Below are 18,584 nucleotides of genomic sequence, written 5' to 3'. Positions count from 1 at the left end.
GAGAGAATATGACGGTTCGAAACATCGTAGCGGCGGCGACCTTGGTCGCGACGTTCGCAAGCACCGCGTTGGCTGCATCGGCGCAGCAAGCGACGCTGTACGCCGGAGCGATCCTGTACGGCCAACTGAATCAGAGCTTAAGCACGGGCTCGGCGCACGTCGGCGATCCGTTCAGCCTGACCGTCGTGCCGCCGTATCCGAACGGCGACCCCGGTTTTCAGGGAGCGACCATCAGCGGCGTCGTGACCAAAGTACAGCGCGCCGGCCAAGGCAGCAATCCCGAGATCGTGATCGTACCGCAGTACATTCGCATGTACGATGGAACGGTCGTCGGCATCCACGGCAGCGTCACGAGCATCGCGGCGCAGAAGAGTACGAGCGGAACGGCCGCCAAGGCCGCCGTCGGCGCGTTGGCGGGCATGCTGATCGGCAACGCCATCGGCAAGACGGTATTCCATAGCAACGCGGGCGGCGCCATCGGCCTGATCGGCGGCGCCATGATCGGCGCCAACAACAAGACCAACTTCGACGTTCCGCAAGGCGCGGGTGCGACGGTACAGCTCGATCAAACGGTAACGCTCCGCCGGCAATCGACGCACTACTAGCGGACCGCCCGGCCGTTCCGCTCCGTCTGGCGGGGATTTGCACCGCCCGCGTACAATCCGCCAGGTCGAGAACGGTCCCGGTTAGCTCAGTTGGTAGAGCAGCTGACTGTTAATCAGCGGGTCGCTGGTTCGAGTCCAGCACCGGGAGCCATAAAAGAAGGGCCCAGAGAACGTCTGGGCCTTTATCCTTTCCCGGACTTTGGCGCCGAGCGCTTTCTCAAAACAGTACTGCGGCGGCTTTCATACCTGGACGTTTGCTGTGCCTGATGCCAAGGGTGGGGCTCCAATTCAAACCGAACTCGCAAAACGTGCCGTCGTAATTAGCAACGACTTGGAACGGAGCGATACGTAATGACATTTCGCGACGATGCTCGTGCGTTTGGTGCGAGTCTGATCCTCACCGCAATGTGTGGCTGCAGCGCCGCCGGGACGACGCCGTTCGCCGGCGTCACTACCAGCTCGTTCCAGCAACCTAGCACGCTAGGCCGCCCGGCAAAGGTGCCGCCGGTCCTCGCTTATATTTACGACGGCGGAAACTATCAGACTTCCGTGTACGCTTACCCTGCGTATACGTTGTATCAGACTCTTCCATTCGTTGCTTCTTGCGCGGATTCGGCCGGCAACATCTGGTCCGTCCAAAGCCAGAAGAAGGTCGTTGAATACGCACACGGCGGGACGGTGCCGCTGCGTTCGCTGAAAGTTCCGCTTGGCTATGCGGGTGCTTTTTGCGCGGTTAGTCCGAGCAGCGGAACGCTTGCGGTTGGCACCTTTATTACAACCGGTGAGGCGGAGGATATACTGTTATTTCCGCACGCAAACGGTAAACCCGCGGTCATTAAAGGCATTTACAGCATCTCTTTCCTCGGGTACGACGCACACGACAACTTATTCGTTGACGGCTTGGACTCTTCGAAGAATTTCGAACTCTTCGAATTGCCTAAAGGGTCAAAAACGATCGAAAAAATCTCGGTTGCGGGAGCGACCATCGCATTTCCCGGGAGCGTGCAATACACCGAGAAAGCTCTCAATATCGTCGACCAGAAAGGCGCAGTTAACTACCAAATGCGCGTAAATGGCACTACCGCCACCGTCACCGGGTCGACGCCTCTTACGGGCTCGAGCGATTGTGCTGCCACCTACATCTATTCGAATCGGCTCGTCTGTGCCGACGCCGGCAATGCAAGTGTGGACGTCTTCCCGTATCCGGAAGGCGGAAAGCCCGTCAAGGTTGTAACCGGCTTTTCTTTGCCGCTCGGAGTCGTTGTAAGCGCCGTTCCGAAATAGCGTCCGCTTCAGGTTCGATTCTTTCGGCCCATTTAGCGGTAAGGTCGTTCTCGTAACCGGAGGGTCGCGCGGTATCGGTGCCGCAATCGTTCGCCGGTTCGCGCAAGGCTACGCGCTCGATGATCTCGATCGTATGTTGGAAGTGAACGTTCGCGCTCCGTTCGTGGCGAATCAAGCCGCGCTTCCATATCTGCCGAACGGTGGCCGGATCGTCACGATGAAACTGTGACTGTTCGATCTCGATCCGAGGTTCCGGAACAGCGCCAGACCGGAAATACCGAAGGTACATTGAGAATGCACTCGAGATACGCGGTGCCGCCACGTAACGGTTACCTCGCTGATCCGGGATTTCTTCACGACGAACTCCTCTGAGGCCACATCTCAGGATTCTCCACCTATTTTCGGAGCTTTTGTCGGACACACGTTACGCGGCAAAAACCATGTCTAGACAACTTGCCTCTTGCTTTACAAGGCCTATAGAGTCCACGGTAAAATCCTCAAAGAAATGCAATGTCAGACCGGAATCATCGTCCCAGTTCCTATGGCCGAATCTACTGTAGCGGCCATACGCGGAGAATATGATCCAGCCGCCAAACTTGGCGTTCCGGCTCACATAACGCTGCTTTTTCCGTGGTTGCCTCTTGAAGAAGCAATAAAAGAACTCCCAAACCTTTGCAAGATGCTCGGCGATTTCGAAGCATTCCACTTCAGCCTGAGCGATATAGGAACGTTCGATAGGTGCGTCTACCTTCGGCCGGATCCAATGGAACCGTTCGTCGAAATGACAGCACATATCGCCCAACGATGGCCGACCCATCCTCCATACGGAAACGCTTTCTCGGATATCATTCCGCACCTTACGCTTGGAGACGAGCTCGAACGCGAATTGGTGGACCGGCTTGCCGCGACAGAGATCTCTTTGCCACTCCAAGCCATCGCATCCGAAGCCTGGCTTATCACCAGTGACGAAAGCGGCTACTGGAGGAAAAGCGCATCCATATCATTTCGAACGCACACTCAGCATCAGTCGACGACCAGATGGATCACGAAAGACGGATTTTGATCCAGAGCCGCGTCTACGGTTAGCTCGCGCACGCCCGACTCCATTCCGTCAATAACCGGGGTCACTGCGAAATGAGTCTTCCGGGCAGAAAATGACGCTATTGAAGAACGCTCGCGGGGACATTCTAGAAACTAGGATTCGCGGAAAAGGCGAGGAAGTCGAGCGGAGAAATGATCGTAAGCGATGTAAGCCGACGCTTAGATAACGGCATCCACCAATGAGTCATGGAGCCGCAAAATGCTCTCGGCGAGCTTCGACATAGTGACGCTCCGCGCACTCCTGGGTAACGTTGTTTGAGCTTCGAGCAACTCTCACGGAATGATCCATGAAGGAACAGGTTCAACGAGGGTGACGGCCGCCCAGCCTGCAACGCTAAGCGCGCGCGCCGACGCCGAACTCTTCGCGGCGTTTACCATATCCGCCACGTTCTGGCTGCTGTTAGCCACGGCCGTCGGAGTTCTTCTAAGCTTCAAATTTCCATACCCCGATCTCGCGACGAGCCCCTATCTCTCGTTTGGGCGTTTGCGCGCGATTCACACCAATGGTACGTTTTACGGCTTTGCTTCGGTTGCGTTAACAGGCGTCGGGATGTACGTCACGGCGCGTTCGTCGGGCATCGCGCTGTGGGGCAAGAGTTATGCATGGGCAGCGCTTTGGTGCTACAACGTTGCCGCGATCCTCGGAACGATTACGCTCGATCTCGGGATCAACAATGGGGATCAGGAATATCGCGAGTGGGTCTGGTGGGTCACGATCTTCTTCGTGGCGGCGGTCGTCCTGAGCGCCATTGCGATCGTCGGAACCATTGCCAAACGTGCCGAGCGCTACATCTACATCTCGAACTGGTACATCGTAGGCGCGTACGTCTTCACGACGATTCTGGCGGTTACGGCCGCGATTCCGTTGTACCAGCGCGGTCTGGGACAGGTCGCCGTACAGGGCTTTTACATGCACAATGCGGTCGGCATGTGGTTTACGTTCCTTGCGCTTGGCGCCATTTATTATACGCTCCCAAAGCTGCTGAATAGGCCGATCTATTCCTACGCGCTTGGAGTTTTAGGATTCTGGACGAATCTGGTTTTCTACCCGATCATCGGCGCCCATCATTTTGAGTTCACGCCGATACCCTGGTGGTTTCAAACGCTAGCGATCGTCTTTAGCGTTGGGATGCTGGTGCCGGTATTTGCAGGAACGGGCAACTTTGTTCTGACGATTTCCGGCAGGTGGGAACGCGTGCGCCGCTCCGTGGCGTTGCCGTTCATCGTTGTGGGAATCGCGTATTACTTTCTAGGCTCCGCCCAGGGAACGGTGGAGGCGCTGCGCAGCCTTCAGACCATCTGGCATCTCACGAGTTATACCGTCGGGCACTCCCACGCAACCATGTATGGGTTTATCACGTTCATCGCTTGGGGCTGCATCTATGGGCTGTTGCCGAAAGCGACGGGCAAGGAACCGAACCCATTGGTTACCGGGCTGCACTTTTGGTTGGCCACGATCGGCGTGACGATTTACGTCGTCGCACTTTCCATCGGGGGAACGATCCAAGGTCTGAACTGGGCGCAAGGCGATCCGTTCATTGCATCGGTGGAATCGGCCGCGCCGTATTGGATGGCGCGATCGATTGGCGGCACGATGATGTTTGTGTCGCATCTGTTGTTCGCTTACAACGTATATCTGATGACGTTTGCGCGGCGCAATCCGAACCTGAACGCAAGCGAATCGGTGCGCGCATGAAGGGCGGAATGAATAACGTCGTCCTGCTCGTTGGCATTCCGTTCCTCATTTACGAAGTGCTTGCGATTTTGATGGGGGCAATGCCGGGTTGGGTTCTTTCGCAAACGCCTCCGGCGCCGGGGGTCGTGCCGCTGACGGAGCAGCAAGACCGTGGGCGTGCGACCTATGTTGCGGAGGGTTGCTCCTACTGCCACACACAGCAGGTGCGCCCGCTCAAGCAGGACCTCGTCTTTGGACGCCCATCAATTGCCGGCGACTATGCGTATGCTACACCAGAGCTTCTCGGGTCGGAGCGTAATGGGCCGGATTTGAGCAACATCGGATCGCGCCAACCCAGCGAGGTGTGGCAATACATTCACTTGTATGAGCCGCGATCGCTCGTCTCGAGTTCCATCATGCCGGCATACCCCTGGTTCTTTCGCGTGAAAAAACACGCCGATCCAGGCGACGTCGTCGTCGCGGTGCCCCCCGGCTACGCCCCCAGCGGACGGGTCGTCATCGCCACCCAAGAAGCCCAAGCTCTGGTCGCATACTTAGAGTCGCTCAAACAAGTGCCACTCAAAGGTGCGGTCAAGCGATGAACGGCATGGCGATGAACGTCGAGCCGTTCGGCGCGGATCCGATCGGCTGGCTCATCGCCGTCCTCGGTACCGTCGTGACCGTGTGGGCGATCGTTTTTGCGGTCCGCGCTATGGTATCACCCGCCGAAACCGGTCCGGACCATCCCAAACGACTGATACTCAAGGACGATCGGTGATGGAAGCAGCGGGTCCCCGATCGATCTCGGTCTATCTCGATGACGATACGGAGCAGCTCGCCACGTACCGCCCGCCGGCGACGTTCCAACTGGACACGACCAAGATTGAAGACGGAGAGCACAGGCTGCGCCTAATCGCCGTCGACGCCCTGGGAACGACGGGTACCCGAATCGTTCGCTTTACGGTTCGCAACGGGCCGGGAATCACGATAACCGGACTGCGCGAGGGCTCAACGGTCCACGGCCTGCTGGACATCGAAATCAACTCCTTTGGCGGCGACGAACCGTTCGATCCCGAGCGTGCCGAATCGCACGGACCGATTCCGGTTTGGACTTGGGTCATGATTGCGATCGTTACGGCGTGGGCGGGTTGGTACGGTTTGGAATTTTTTAATACTCCGGCGGAATTTGTGGCAACGCCAACGTACGCGAGTAATCCCGCCCTTGCCGCCGCAAGCGAGCCTGCCGCCGGCGATCAGACGCAGAAGGCGCCCGCCTACAGCGGAAAGAGCACGGCGGGCGGATTTGACTATGAAGCTTCGGGTGCGTCCGGTTACGCTACGAATTGCTCGGCTTGCCATGGAGCGGTCGGCGCGGGAGTGCCAGGCGCATTCCCATCGCTCGCCGGCGACCCGGTGGTCGGCGCAACCGACCCGAAGGAACATATTGCGATCGTCCTTCGAGGGTTACGGGGCAAGACGATCGCGGGACAGACGTTCGGATCCGCTATGCCGTCCTTTTCGCAGCTTTCCGATCAAGTCGTAGCTGCGATTATCGATCACGAACGCACGTCGTGGGGTAACCATTCGCCTACCATTACGCCCGACGACGTAAAAAGAGCGCGCTAACAAAACGTCGCTGATGCCGCGTCCCCTAGCTACGCTCGGCATGGAACTGCAACGGCAGCAGAAGTCGCGCAGGTCATTTCACAAAACCTCTGTCATTTACTCGTCGACGTCTTGGATTCGATTCGACCCATTGCCTTATATCTAGAGGGGTGCCTTCATGAAACTCGTGCATACCATAGACGCCAAAACGCTCGATAGCGCTACCTTGATTGCGGAATCGAACGAATTCGCGATCTTCGACGTGGGCAGCGATACCTACGCACTCGTACATCGCCACGCGGCGGTCGAATGGCAAGCGATTACGATCTCTGGTGACGCCCTCTTTCGGGTGCTTGAAATGTTGGCTCAGGCTACTCGCACGTTATATCGAGACGTGGCGTCCGACCTTTCGAAGTTGCAGCACTCGTAACGGGTTTCCGCCTTCAACTATCGCGGATTGGCTTGCCGGCGTAGCTCCCGTTGCCACATCGTGGCTGGGCGAGCCGGGCTCAAAGTGATATAAAGGCGAGCACTGCGGAAGAAAGTTCGAGCGTATAGCTGGAGCTTCTTTCGAATGAGGCGTACAATGCATCGTATGAGCCGGCTCGTTCCGTCGCAGCCATTCTTGCCGAGTATTCTCCGTCGCATACGCGATCGGTTGAGCCTTGGCCCGGCCCGTCCGCCAAGAGTGACCGACGACGGCGACGATGGACTCGCCGGATCACCCGTCCGTCGACGTCCGAAGCCCTTTCGACCGTCCGGCGCTGCGGCTCGTGCGATACCGGCCGGGGAGTCGAATGCCGCTCGGAGCCTCGAGGCCGTTTCATCCTCGAGGTAACTGCTGACCGAAGTCCACGCTCACTGAAATCGACAGTTGCAGCTGCAAACGCTTGAGCATGTCGTTTGCGGGGCAGGGCCTGCCCGGGCGGTTTGTAAACCGAAAGCTTCTTGCGAATCGTACGTTCAAAAGGAGTTCAATTAATGAGGGTATCGTTTAGGATTGGAGCCGCGCTGATAGCGGCGCTAACTATCTCCGCTTGTAGTGCCGGCAGTTCGTCGTCGAACGTGCCGGGTACATCCGCGTCGCAAGGCGTTTTTACAAGCGCGAAGCACGCGCCGCCGGAATGGCTCGTGAAACATCAGGCGAGGCCCGACTGCCCGCAAGTCGTCGGTAAGCCGTCGTGTTTTGCGTTGCGCGTGCTGGACGTCCCGGCAATGTGCAACCCGTCGTCGTCGTGCGGTTTCACGGCTCAACAGATCGAAGAAGCATACGGCTTAACCAAGAAACTGAACAAAGGTACGAACACGGTTGTAGCGCTGATCGAAAACGGCGACTACTCGGCCGCTGCCAGCGACGTGGCTACCTACCGTACAGAATATGGCCTCGGTACCGCGAATATCCAGCGCTATAACTCCAGCGGCCAGCAGTCGAACTATCCAAATAGCTGTGAAGACTTTGGCTGGTGCGTCGAGACCGCGCTCGATTTCGACATGGTCTCCGCAACCTGTCCAAAATGTACGATCTACGTGATGGAAGCGGACGGCTCGATTAGCGACATGGAAAAAGCCGAAGCGACCGCCGTTACCCTGGGTGCGAAGATTCTCAGCAACAGTTGGGGCTGCTACGGCGATTCGACATGCGGCGATCCGAATTTCGCGAACTATTTCAATACCAAAGGTATCGCATACTTAGCGGCATCGGGGGATGGTGGATACGGTGAAATCGGCGGCCCCGCAATCCTTTCGTCGGTCATCGCCGTCGGTGGCACGCAGTTGGAGGCGAGCGGTAACAAATTTACCGAAAGCGCCTGGAACGGCGCGAGCGCGGGATGTGGCAGCGCATCGGTGGTTGGGACGGCCGTAGCCAAACCCTCGTGGCAATCCGATCCCGGATGCTCGTACAGGACGGCTGCCGATATCTCGGCCGAAGCCGGATGCTCGCCGGGCGTCGCAATGTACTCGGGTCTATACGGTGGATGGTTCTATGAGTGCGGTACCAGCGCCGCGTCGCCGCTGGTCGCGGGCGTGGTTGCCTTGGCCGGCAACGCGTCGAAGCTCAACGCCGGACAATCCATTTGGCAGATGTCGGCAAAGCAGATGAAAAAGCGTCTGCATCCCGTCAAAACCGGCAACGATGGAAGCTGCGGCGGCAGTTATCTCTGCACGGCCGGTACCGGCCAGTTCGGAGCCTATTCGGGGCCGACCGGCTGGGGGACGCCTAAGACGATCAAAGCCCTCTAGTTCGCTTTCTCTTCTCGGGACGAGCGACCCAATCCAAAATGACACGCCGTACGTTTTCGTACGGCGTGTTTGCTATCGTTGCTCCAACGCCGCCATCGCAGCCCTCGTCGTTCCCGGATCGTCCGGTTGGCGTCGGCCCAGTAGGAAGCAGCGGGCAAGATGTGGTCGGCTCTCGCACGGAGGGCACGGAACGAGCAAGCAGCGTTTCGTGTTGCGCCTTCGGCGGGAGCCGCCCGCTTTCTCAGCGCGGCGGGGACGGCCACTCGTTCGAGTCGCTCGCGCGTATAATGTCGGCGTGCCAAGGAATTCCAAGATATTGCGCGCGATCGACATCATCGAGCTCCTGAACCATCGTTTGCATGATCTGGCGCCCCTTTTGTAGCGCTCGGCGCTCATCGGTGGAGCGCCCGTCCAGATGAAATATCTGCGCCGCTGCCCAGTAGCAATACGTCGGAAAGTCGGTCGAACGAACGATGTCGTCTTCGTGCTCGTACAACAGCCGGATGGCCTCTCGCGCGGCCGGCAGATTTCCAACGTTGGCTTGCCAAATCGCCATGTCCGCCAACGTTTTACACGACCACACGTTCGGTTCAAACGCCTTGCGACGCTCGACCGATTCTTCCGCCAGTGCGATCGCCAGTTCGAAGTCCCCGGTTTGCGCCTCCACAAACGCCAGGTTCTCCACGATCGAAGCTTTCTGCATCGCAAAATCGAGTTCGTCCGCGAGCTCCGAGGCACGTCGTGCGGCTTCACGCGCTCCGTCGAACCGGCCGGTGTACGCACGCAATAAAACGAGATTGTCGAGAATGACGGCCAACCCGCGTGGCAACCCCGCCTTCTCGAACGCTTCTAGCGAGCGTTCGGTCAACTCGAGACCTCGTTCGAAAAAGCCAAGCTTCGTTTCGAGAACCGCCGCGTTCGATAAGCTGCCGGCTGCGAAGGCGATTTGACCACTCTCTTCGGTCAGTTCGCGACTTTGATCCCAATGTCGTCGCGCGGACGCGACGTCGCGACCCGTTGCAGTCAAAGAAACCGCGAGGCGGTCGTGCGCGCGCCCTTGCGTCGGTCGATCGCCGATTTGTTCGGCCAGTGCGAGCAGCTCGGCAGCGACTTCGGCGGCGCGCTCCGATCGCCGTTGGCGATACACGATCGGCCACTCACTGCGTAACGCATTGAGCCGTACTTGCGGACTTGACGATCGCTCGACGACGGCTCGCGTCTGCTCGAGAACGCGATCGGCCTCGGAAAAATTGCCTCGTTCCGCTTGCACGGCCGCGAGCTGCAGAAGTACGCGCGTTTCCATCTCCACGTCGCCTGCTTCGCGGCATGCAGCCAGGCTATGTTCGGCAGCGGTTGCCGCCTCGGCCAAATGTCCGGCGTCGTACGAGGCCGTCGACTCGGCGAGCCGCAGCTGCGCCAGCCAATGCGGGTCGGATCCGTCTACGGCAGCGCGCAGCCGTTCGATGATTCGCGACTCGGTTTCTGTGTCGTTGCTGTTGTCGGCGAATTCGAAGCGTCGCAATAGTGCGAGCCGCGATTTTTCTGGATCACCATCGGCGGCGACCGCTGCTTCGAGAGCATCAAGGGCTCGTTCCCAGGCGTCACGATCGCCTCGGCGCGACTCGACCGTGACGCGCTCGAAACGAAGATCGACTAATCGGCGCGGCTCGGTCGCGAGTTCGGTGCCTCGCTCGGCGAGGTCCCCCGCCTCCTCGAGGGCGCCGACCGAGATCAAATAGCGAACCGCATCGAGATATCGTCGAGCGGCGTTTTCCGCGTCGCCGGCAAGATCGTATTGTCGAGCGATCGACGTAACGAGTTCCGGTGCGTGCTCCAGATACAGGCTTTCTAGGACGCGCGCGATTCGTCGCCGGCGCGTCGCCGCGCGTTGCGGCGGAACATCCTTAACGATCGCTTGTTGTATTGCGTGATGCGCGAACGCGTAATCGAATAGGCTGCGTGCCGGGTTTTCGCGCACGATTCGACGGTCGAGCAGTTCGTCGAGCGCGTTCCCTAGGGTCGTATCGTCCCAGGCGCTCACTTCCCGAACGGCATCGATCGAAAAGTAGTCGCCCATATAAGCAGCAATCTCTGCTGCGGTACGTGCTTGGTCCGAAAGCCGTTCGAGGCGGCGTCCTAACGCGAGTTCGATCGTCTCGGAAACCGTCGCTCCGGGATCTTCACGGCCTTCGAGGATTAGCTGCGTCAAAAAGTGCGGATGACCCGCAGACACCTCGGCGAGTTCGGCGACGCCGAGCTTCGCAGCGGCGCCGAGCAGGGAATGCATTTTCGCGATATCGTTTGCGTCTAACCGGCGAAGCGTAATGCTGGTGATCCCGGCCGCTCTTTGCGCGACCGCGCGCACCTTGTGCAGCGGATGCGAAGACGGCATCTCGTCGTTTCGATAGGTGATCAAGAGCATGATCCGCGTTCCGGCGATACGGCGAGTTAGAAATTCCAACATGTCGCACGTGGCTTGCTGCGCCCACTGCAGGTCCTCGAGTATGCACAGCAAAGGGCGTTGCGCGGCGAGGTCGGTGAGCGCTCGGGCTACGGCGTCGAAGAGTCGAATTCGTTCGCTATCGGCTGCCAACTGCGCAAGCTCGGGTAGCGTGAAGCGACGGCGCAACTCGGGCACGATCGTTGCAAGCGTTGCCAACGTTTGGTTCTGCGGCAACGCACTCAATAGCGGTATTGCGGAACGCAGCGCGTCGGTCACTGCCTCGTAGGGCATCGCTTCTGGGAAACTCGTCGCGCCGCTTAACACGCGGCCGCCGCGATCTTCGACGGCGTGTGCAAATTCGAGCGAAAGGCGTGACTTACCAATCCCGCCTTCACCGCCGACGAAGGCGATGTTTCCTTGACGCTGTACCGCGCGGCTCCAACCATCGATCAACTCGGCGAACTCGTCTTCGCGGCCCACGAATGGCAATACGGGCGTGGCCGAGGGCGACGGCGCCAGGGTTTCCGGCTCGTCCGTGGGCTCGAGGCCCTTGCGAATTCGATCGGCTAGCGCGATCGTCTCGGCCATCGGCTCGGCATCCATTTCGGTTCGTAGACGTTTTACGAATGCGTCGTGCTCGGTGAGCGCTCCGGCGCGGTCGCCGCTCTGATATCGAATCGACACGATTCGGCGCACGACATCCTCTCGCCAGGGATCGATGGTCAGCGCCTTGCGCGCGGCTTCGATCGCAGCGGGAAAATCGGCTTTGGATCGGGCCGCCGCAATAGCGGAGTCGAGGCAACGCACGTATGCGTTGCGATACGTTTCGCGCGGCGCTTCGATCCACTCGTCGTATATCTGCGGTAAGAGGTCGCCGCGATAGAGATCGATGGCGTCCGCATGGCGTTGCGGATCCGCAGCGGCAGCTCCGAATGCATCGACGTCCAACCATAGCGGCGCGTCCGGATTCCATCGCACCTTATCGCTGTCGACGATCACGTACTGCGCGAAGGGTGCGGGCAAAATCTTCGGCATGTCGTTGAGCGTCGCGCGCAATTTCGCCCGAGCCGATGACTCCTCGTCGTCGGGATAGAGCATGAACGCCAGGTATTCTCGGCCGGCAGGCGCGCTGCGGTTGAGCAGAAGATAGGCCAGTACTTCGAGCGACTTGCGCGGCGTCGAAAATACGACGGGTACACCGCCGCGCCGAATCTCGAGCTGTCCGAAGAGTCGGATTTCCAGCGTTTCGTGCGATGCGGGTTGCTCGAGCGGCTTAGCCATTATTGGGTTACAAAAAAACCTTAATTGCGACGAGAATCCCTGCGAGCGGTTCAGCGACTCCGGCTATGCCCCCGAGGGTAGCACCGAGCACCATAATCGGCGGCTCAATCATGGATCGCTTGTTTGGCTTTCGGAAGGCGATTAACCGCTAAAGGGGGAGGGACGTCGCCCCAAAACTACTACTCGGTTCGTTACGCACGCGTTGCGAATGCGGCTAAGCGGGCCGCTGTAGGCTCAGAACAATTTACGCCATATTCCGGCCGGTTCGCCGTTGCGGGCGCGAAGGCGTAAGCCAAACACTTCGGCATTCGGGTCGCCGGCGTGCGCTTTGCGCGCAGCCTCTCCTTGCGTTTCGCCGATGTAACTGGCTCGCTCCGAGCCGCCACGCCGGGCGGTGTAATCCCCGCCGGGGCGGCGTTCCACGTAAAAATTATTCTTGCTGAGACGGCCTCGAGGCACGTGGACTCCTTTCGCTTTATAAGCGAGACTTCGGTTTAGGATGAATACGCTACGTCCATCATACCATAGTGTTGCTGCTACCAGCGTTTACGTCACAGCGATTGAATGGCCAACCGTCCGGGTAGGACGGCCTCGGAGGTGTCCTGCCACCGGCAACGCCGGACATCATCCACGAACGAAGATCTGCGGGCCGCGGCGCCCAGCAGAGCAACAGCAGTTCGACGACGAACGCAAACCGCATTAACGTGCCTCGTCGAAATAGGAGGGCTTTCATGCCGACTGTACACTGCGGATGCGACGTTTCGGGCTGTAAGGCAACCCCGCACGCCGGCAAAAAGAATTGTTCTTCAACTGCCGACGCTCCATCGTGGGGCGAAAGCGGCTCGTGGGGAGAGACCGAAGGCGTGTGGGACGGGCCGATGGATTGGAATGTCCGGCGCGCGCAAGATAAGCTCGTGCCGGTTTGCCGCGAGTGTAATCTGATGATGTCGGTTACGGAGAGCGGATGATCGGCGACTCCATAACGTTAAGCACGTATTGTCGGTTAATCCTCAGCATTCGCCGTAACGGTTGAGATCGTGGGTCGGCGGGTACGACAGTTACACAACGATTGAGGCAACGTACGACCGAGCCGAGTGGAAGGTGGAACGAATGGGATTAAAAGACGAGATCGTCAAGGGAGTGAAGGACGTTAAGGACGCGATCGCTGAGGCGACGCATCGGAGTAACGCCGAAGCGGAACAAGTAAAACGCGACGTTGCAGGCGATCAGATGACGCCAGGCGAGAAAGTCGGTTCGGTGGCGAATCAGGTGAAGGAATCGACACAGGCCAGCTACGATGAGGCCAAGAGGAATGTACGCGACGCGACCTAGCGAGAGACTAGCGTGAATGGGGAAGAGAGGTTACCGCGATGCGGTAGCCTCTCTTTGCGTATCTTGGGGCGGAGCGGTCGGGCCGATAAGCGAAGCAGCCGCCCATGCGATGGGTAGTTCTTCGGCTCACGGCCTTTTTTGCGTGCGCAGTGGCTGCCGCGGTTCCATGGACCGCGCGGGCCATCGAGCACATTCCATTTACGATGACGGGGGGCGCGTTGACCGTGCAAGCCACCGTCAACAACCAAGCTGCGCCGATGCTGGTCGACCTTGGGGCGGGCGTCGACGTGCTCTCTCGCCATCTCGGTACGCGCGAAATCAACCTCTACGGAAAATACGTCACCTTGAGCCTTACAGGTCAGCGGGTCGACCTGCCGATCGGCACGGTGGTATCGCTCGCGCTCGGCGAGTATAAGCTCGACAATCCGACCGTCGGCATCTGGGACGGGCTGGATGGAAGTCCCAATCAAGGAATCGTTTCGGCGACCGCGTTCCGCACGGTAACCGCGACGTTCGATTATCATGCCAACCAGATTACGATCGAAGACGCGATGAGTTTTCCGGAACGGCGCAGAGCGGCGATTCGCGTACCGCTGGTGTTGCAAGACGAACTCGGCATCGCGCTTGGCCTGTTTGCCCAATTCGATCTCGGCAACGGGCAAACCGGTACGTGCGTCGTCAACACCGGATTCCCGCAAATTCTTATCGACCGCCGGTTCGCCAAAAAGATGGGTGTGAACCTAAACGCACCGGGACTGCGACATGTCAAAACGCCGCTCGGCGACGGGATCGAAACCACAATCCCATCGCTCGCTCTGAGTGCGGCGTCCGGCGCTGTGTTACACAATCCCACCGTAGTCTTCGAAGATCTCGTGTACGACTGCAACGTCGGTAACAATTTTTGGAGCGATAAAGTCTTTACGCTCGATATCCCCGAGCGCACGATGTACCTAGCAACGTAAAAAGAAGAGGTAGGCACGATCATGACCACGTCGACGCGGTCGCAAGCCGAATCCGCGGCTTGGACCGCGCTCAGCGATCACCATGCTGCGATCGCCGGCAAGCATCTACGCGAGCTTTTCACCGGCGATCCGCAGCGCGGCGAGCGATTGACGCTTGAGGCCGCCGGCATCTATCTTGATTATTCCAAAAATCGCATCGACGATACGACGATCTCGTTGCTCCTGAAACTGGCCGAGGCGTGCGGCTTGCGCGAGCGCATCGACGCCATGTTTGCCGGAGAAAAGATAAACGTTTCCGAGCGGCGTGCGGTTTTGCACGTCGCCTTGCGTGCTCCCAAAGACGAGCAAATTCTAACGGATGGCGAAAACGTCGTTCCCGCCGTGCACGCCGTGCTCGACAAAATGGCCGATTTTTCGAACCGGATTCGCGACGGCAAATGGCTCGGCCATACTGGTAAGCGCATCGTCAACGTCGTGAACGTCGGCATCGGCGGTTCCGATCTCGGACCCGTCATGGCCTACGAGGCGCTCAAACACTATAGCCGTCGCGATATGATGTTCCGCTTCGTCTCTAACGTCGATGGCACCGATTTCGCCGAAGCCGTTCGCCATCTCGATCCGGCCGAGACGCTCTTCGTGATCTCCTCGAAGACGTTCACGACGCTGGAAACGATGACGAACGCGCACACCGCCCGCGACTGGTCGGTTAAAGCGCTGGGCGACGAGTCGTCGGTCGCCAAACATTTCGTTGCCGTGTCCACTAACGGACCCGGCGTTGCTCAGTTCGGCATCGACACCGCTAACATGTTCGAGTTTTGGGACTGGGTCGGCGGCCGCTATTCGATGGACTCGGCGATCGGCCTGACGACCATGTTGGCCATCGGCCCCGACAACTTTACGGATATGCTTGCCGGCTTCCACGAAATCGACGAACATTTCCGCACGGCGCCGTTCGAGCGCAATTTACCGGTGCTATTGGGTCTATTGTCGGTTTGGTACAACGACTTTTTCGACGCGCAGACCGTCGCGGTATTGCCGTACGAGCAATACTTGAAGCGCTTTCCGGCGTACTTGCAACAGCTCACAATGGAGAGCAACGGCAAGCATGTGACCCTCGAAGGCGTTCCCGTCGATGCCAACACCGGTCCGGTGTATTGGGGCGAGCCCGGAACGAACGGACAGCACTCGTTCTATCAACTGATCCATCAAGGAACGCGGCTGATTCCGTGCGATCTCATCGGATTCGGAAAGACCCTCAACCCGCTCGGCGAGCATCACGATATCTTGATGTCGAACGTATTCGCGCAAGGACAGGCGCTGGCATTCGGCAAGACCCCCGACGAAGTTCGCGCCGAAGGCTCGCCTGAATGGCTGGTGCCGCATCGCGTGTTCGAAGGCAACCGGCCGACGAACACCCTACTCCTCGAACGGCTCGATCCGAGAGCATTGGGCAAATTGGTGGCTCTGTACGAGCACAACGTTTTCACGCAGGGCGCGATTTGGCACATCGACTCATTCGATCAATGGGGCGTCGAACTGGGCAAAGTGTTAGCGAAAAACATCATCCCGGAGCTGACTGCGGCGACCGAGCCAAACCTTACACACGACAGTTCCACCAACGCGCTTATCCGGCAGTACCGCCGTCTCAAGGAGAAGTCGTAACATGCAACTCGGTATGATCGGCCTCGGCCGAATGGGTGCTAACATGGTTCGCCGCTTGATGCGCGACGGACATACTTGCGTGGTCTACGATCGTAACGCCGATGCCGTCGCCGCGCTGGCAAAAGATGGCGCTAAAGGCGCCGACTCGGTCGAGTCGTTCGTCAAGCAGCTCGACGCTCCACGCTCCGTGTGGCTCATGGTACCGGCCGGCGTCGTCGACGACTCGATCGGTGAGTTGCGGCCGCTACTGCAGCGCGGCGACGCGTTGATCGACGGTGGAAACTCATATTATGTCGACGATATCCGGCGTGCGCGAGCATTAGCGGAGGCCGGCATCGATTACATCGATGTCGGAACGAGCGGCGGCGTGTGGGGGCTCGATCGCGGATACTGCATGATGATCGGTGGTCCCGACAAGGCCGTGCAGCGCCTCGATCCGATCTTTAAAACGCTGGCTCCGGGTATTGGCTCGATCGATCGCACGCCGGGACGCGACGGTGCGCCGACTAGCGCCGAACTCGGCTATCTGCACTGCGGCGCGAACGGCGCCGGTCACTTCGTCAAGATGGTGCACAACGGTATCGAATACGGAATCATGGCAGCCTACGCTGAGGGCCTCGGCATATTGAAGTCTGCCAACGTCGGTAATCAGAAGCAAGAAGTTAACGCCGAGACGACGCCGCTGCGCGATCCCGATCTCTATAAATACGAGCTCGATCTGCCGGATATCACCGAGGTTTGGCGGCGCGGAAGCGTGATTGCATCGTGGCTCCTCGACCTCACGGCCTCGGCGCTGCACGGCGATCCGGCGCTTTCGAAGTTCGGCGGCCGAGTCTCGGATTCTGGCGAAGGACGCTGGACGATCAAAGCGGCCATCGACGAAGCGGTTCCCGTTCCGGTCCTGGCGTCCGCGCTATTCGAACGATTTTCTTCGCGCGGAGATGCCGACTTTCAAAACAAGTTGCTGTCGGCCATGCGCTTCGAGTTCGGCGGGCACCTGGAACAGAAATGAGTCAAGTACATTCGGACGCGCTGGTCTTCTTCGGCGCAACGGGAGATCTCGCGTACAAGAAGATCTTTCCGTCGCTGCAGGCGATGATCGTGCGCGGCAAGCTCGACGTGCCGGTCATCGGCGTCGCGAAGGCGGGCTGGAACCTCGACCAGCTCAAAGCGCGCGCTAAAGATAGTCTCGAAGAGCACGGCGGCGTCAATCCCGATGCGTTCGCCAAACTGTGCGCATTGCTGCGTTACGTCGACGGCGATTACGGGGACTCCGAAACGTTCGCCGAGCTGAAGCGCCAGCTCGGGTCGTCGGTGCATCCGGCACATTATCTCGCGATTCCACCGTCCATGTTCGAGACGGTTGCCGAAGGCTTAGCCAAGGCTGGTTGTTCGACCGGCGCTCGGGTCATCGTCGAAAAACCGTTCGGACACGACCTAGCGTCGGCTCAGCAACTCAACCTGGTGTTGCATCGCTATTTCGACGAAAATTCGATCTTTCGGATCGATCACTATCTCGAAAAGCGACCCGTTCGCAACATGCTCTTTTTTCGTTTCTCGAATCCGTTGCTGGAGTCGTTCTGGAACCGCGACTTCGTCGAGAGCGTGCAGATCACGATGGCCGAAGACTTCGGCATCCAGGGACGCGGCGCGTTCTACGACGCGACCGGCACGATCCGCGACGTCATTCAAAACCATATCTTTCAAGTGCTGTGCAACGTTGCGATGGAGCCGATGACGCGAACCGACAGCGAGTCGGTGCGAAACGAAAAAGTCAAAGTGCTGGAATCGGTCCCCTCACTGCGTCCCGAAGATGTGATCCGAGGCCAGTTCGACGGCTACCAGCACGAGCCGGGGGTCGCTCACAACTCGACGACGGAGACGTTCGCCGCGGTGCGGCTGTTCGTCAACACGTTCCGTTGGAGCGGCGTGCCGTTCTACATCCGCGCCGGCAAGAATCTTCCGGTCACGGCGTTGGAAATTTTGATCCGGCTGCGCAAGGCGCCACATATCTTTACGGTGGCGGCCGACTACAACTACGTTCGGTTGCGCTTGAGCCCGGACGTGCAGTTCGCGATGGGCGTCACCGCGTTATCGGAGCACGACGATGCGGCCCGCCCGATGGAGATGATGGTCAGCCGCCGTCCGACCGCCGAAGAAGAAGATGCGTACGAGCGCGTCTTAGGCGACGCGATGATCGGCGATCAGACGATGTTCGCGCGCGAGGACTACGTGGAAGAAGCGTGGCGCATCGTCGACCCGATTCTGGGAGACGCCACGGCGGTAAATGCCTATAAACCCGGTACCTGGGGACCCGAGGCCGAGCAGTCGCTCGCGCCCCCCGGAGGATGGAACGACCCAGTCGTGACGTCGAGCGAAGCGTAGCCGCGTAG

17 protein-coding genes and 1 tRNA gene are annotated in these 18,584 nt (G+C 59.2%); 16 read left to right on the top strand and 2 right to left on the bottom strand.

The window, feature by feature from the left end; translation table 11 throughout:
- Positions 1-8: 8 nt before the first annotated feature.
- From VGF98_02670 to VGF98_02625, 10 genes are all read left to right on the top strand, one after another.
- Positions 9-605: a glycine zipper domain-containing protein gene (locus VGF98_02670; protein ID HEY1680528.1), complete on the top strand. Its 597-nt coding sequence runs from the start codon at positions 9-11 to the stop codon at positions 603-605.
- Positions 606-680: 75 nt separating this feature from the next.
- Positions 681-756, top strand: a tRNA-Asn gene (locus VGF98_02665).
- 200 nt (positions 757-956) lie between these two features.
- On the top strand, positions 957-1,889 hold the full coding sequence (locus VGF98_02660; GenBank protein ID HEY1680527.1) for a hypothetical protein: 933 nt from the start codon (positions 957-959) through the stop codon (positions 1,887-1,889).
- Between the two features lie 460 nt (positions 1,890-2,349).
- A complete protein-coding gene (locus VGF98_02655) occupies positions 2,350-2,952 on the top strand; it encodes a 2'-5' RNA ligase family protein (protein HEY1680526.1) in 603 nt (200 codons plus the stop codon).
- Between the two features lie 348 nt (positions 2,953-3,300).
- The gene (locus VGF98_02650; protein ID HEY1680525.1) at positions 3,301-4,686 is read left to right on the top strand and encodes a cbb3-type cytochrome c oxidase subunit I; all 1,386 of its coding nucleotides are present in this window, start codon (positions 3,301-3,303) and stop codon (positions 4,684-4,686) included.
- 8 nt (positions 4,687-4,694) lie between these two features.
- Positions 4,695-5,267 carry a cbb3-type cytochrome c oxidase subunit II gene (locus VGF98_02645; GenBank protein ID HEY1680524.1) on the top strand — a complete coding sequence of 191 codons (573 nt, stop codon included), beginning with the start codon at positions 4,695-4,697 and terminating at the stop codon, positions 5,265-5,267.
- Entirely contained in the window at positions 5,264-5,443 is a 180-nt protein-coding gene (locus VGF98_02640; GenBank protein ID HEY1680523.1) for a hypothetical protein, read from the top strand. Before VGF98_02645 ends, VGF98_02640 begins: the two co-directional genes overlap by 4 nt.
- Complete coding sequence (locus VGF98_02635) at positions 5,443-6,291, top strand: c-type cytochrome (GenBank protein ID HEY1680522.1); 849 nt, start codon at positions 5,443-5,445, stop codon at positions 6,289-6,291. The genes VGF98_02640 and VGF98_02635 overlap by 1 nt, the downstream gene beginning before the upstream one ends.
- Positions 6,292-6,448: 157 nt before the next feature.
- Entirely contained in the window at positions 6,449-6,700 is a 252-nt protein-coding gene (locus VGF98_02630) for a hypothetical protein (GenBank protein HEY1680521.1), read from the top strand.
- 551 nt (positions 6,701-7,251) lie between these two features.
- The gene (locus VGF98_02625) at positions 7,252-8,511 is read left to right on the top strand and encodes a S8 family serine peptidase (protein ID HEY1680520.1); all 1,260 of its coding nucleotides are present in this window, start codon (positions 7,252-7,254) and stop codon (positions 8,509-8,511) included.
- A 241-nt stretch (positions 8,512-8,752) separates the two neighbouring features.
- Here the strand turns inward: VGF98_02625 and VGF98_02620 are convergent, their stop codons facing one another.
- Together VGF98_02620 and VGF98_02615 are read right to left on the bottom strand one after the other, a co-directional pair.
- Positions 8,753-12,235, bottom strand: a complete 3,483-nt coding sequence (locus VGF98_02620) for an AAA family ATPase (protein HEY1680519.1) — start codon at positions 12,233-12,235, stop codon at positions 8,753-8,755.
- A 234-nt stretch (positions 12,236-12,469) separates the two neighbouring features.
- Positions 12,470-12,694 carry a hypothetical protein gene (locus VGF98_02615; protein HEY1680518.1) on the bottom strand — a complete coding sequence of 75 codons (225 nt, stop codon included), beginning with the start codon at positions 12,692-12,694 and terminating at the stop codon, positions 12,470-12,472.
- 272 nt (positions 12,695-12,966) lie between these two features.
- Between VGF98_02615 and VGF98_02610 the strand changes: the two genes are divergently transcribed.
- From VGF98_02610 to zwf, 6 genes are all read left to right on the top strand, one after another.
- Positions 12,967-13,203 carry a hypothetical protein gene (locus VGF98_02610; GenBank protein ID HEY1680517.1) on the top strand — a complete coding sequence of 79 codons (237 nt, stop codon included), beginning with the start codon at positions 12,967-12,969 and terminating at the stop codon, positions 13,201-13,203.
- Positions 13,204-13,345: 142 nt separating this feature from the next.
- Positions 13,346-13,567: a hypothetical protein gene (locus tag VGF98_02605; GenBank protein HEY1680516.1), complete on the top strand. Its 222-nt coding sequence runs from the start codon at positions 13,346-13,348 to the stop codon at positions 13,565-13,567.
- Between the two features lie 104 nt (positions 13,568-13,671).
- Positions 13,672-14,529, top strand: coding sequence for a retropepsin-like aspartic protease (locus VGF98_02600; GenBank protein HEY1680515.1), 858 nt, complete (start codon positions 13,672-13,674; stop codon positions 14,527-14,529).
- Between the two features lie 21 nt (positions 14,530-14,550).
- Complete coding sequence (pgi, locus tag VGF98_02595) at positions 14,551-16,191, top strand: glucose-6-phosphate isomerase (GenBank protein ID HEY1680514.1); 1,641 nt, start codon at positions 14,551-14,553, stop codon at positions 16,189-16,191.
- 1 nt (position 16,192) lies between these two features.
- Positions 16,193-17,203 (top strand): decarboxylating 6-phosphogluconate dehydrogenase, encoded by a 1,011-nt coding sequence (gene gnd, locus VGF98_02590; GenBank protein HEY1680513.1) that lies wholly within the window; start codon positions 16,193-16,195, stop codon positions 17,201-17,203.
- On the top strand, positions 17,200-18,576 hold the full coding sequence (gene zwf, locus VGF98_02585) for a glucose-6-phosphate dehydrogenase (GenBank protein HEY1680512.1): 1,377 nt from the start codon (positions 17,200-17,202) through the stop codon (positions 18,574-18,576). The genes gnd and zwf overlap by 4 nt, the downstream gene beginning before the upstream one ends.
- Positions 18,577-18,584: the final 8 nt, after the last annotated feature.

The sequence above is a fragment of the Candidatus Tumulicola sp. genome, assembly GCA_036490475.1.
Lineage (GTDB): Bacteria > Vulcanimicrobiota > Vulcanimicrobiia > Vulcanimicrobiales > Vulcanimicrobiaceae > Tumulicola.
The sequence above is the reverse complement of the archived record's forward strand: the minus strand, read 5'-3'. Positions and strand labels throughout refer to the sequence as shown.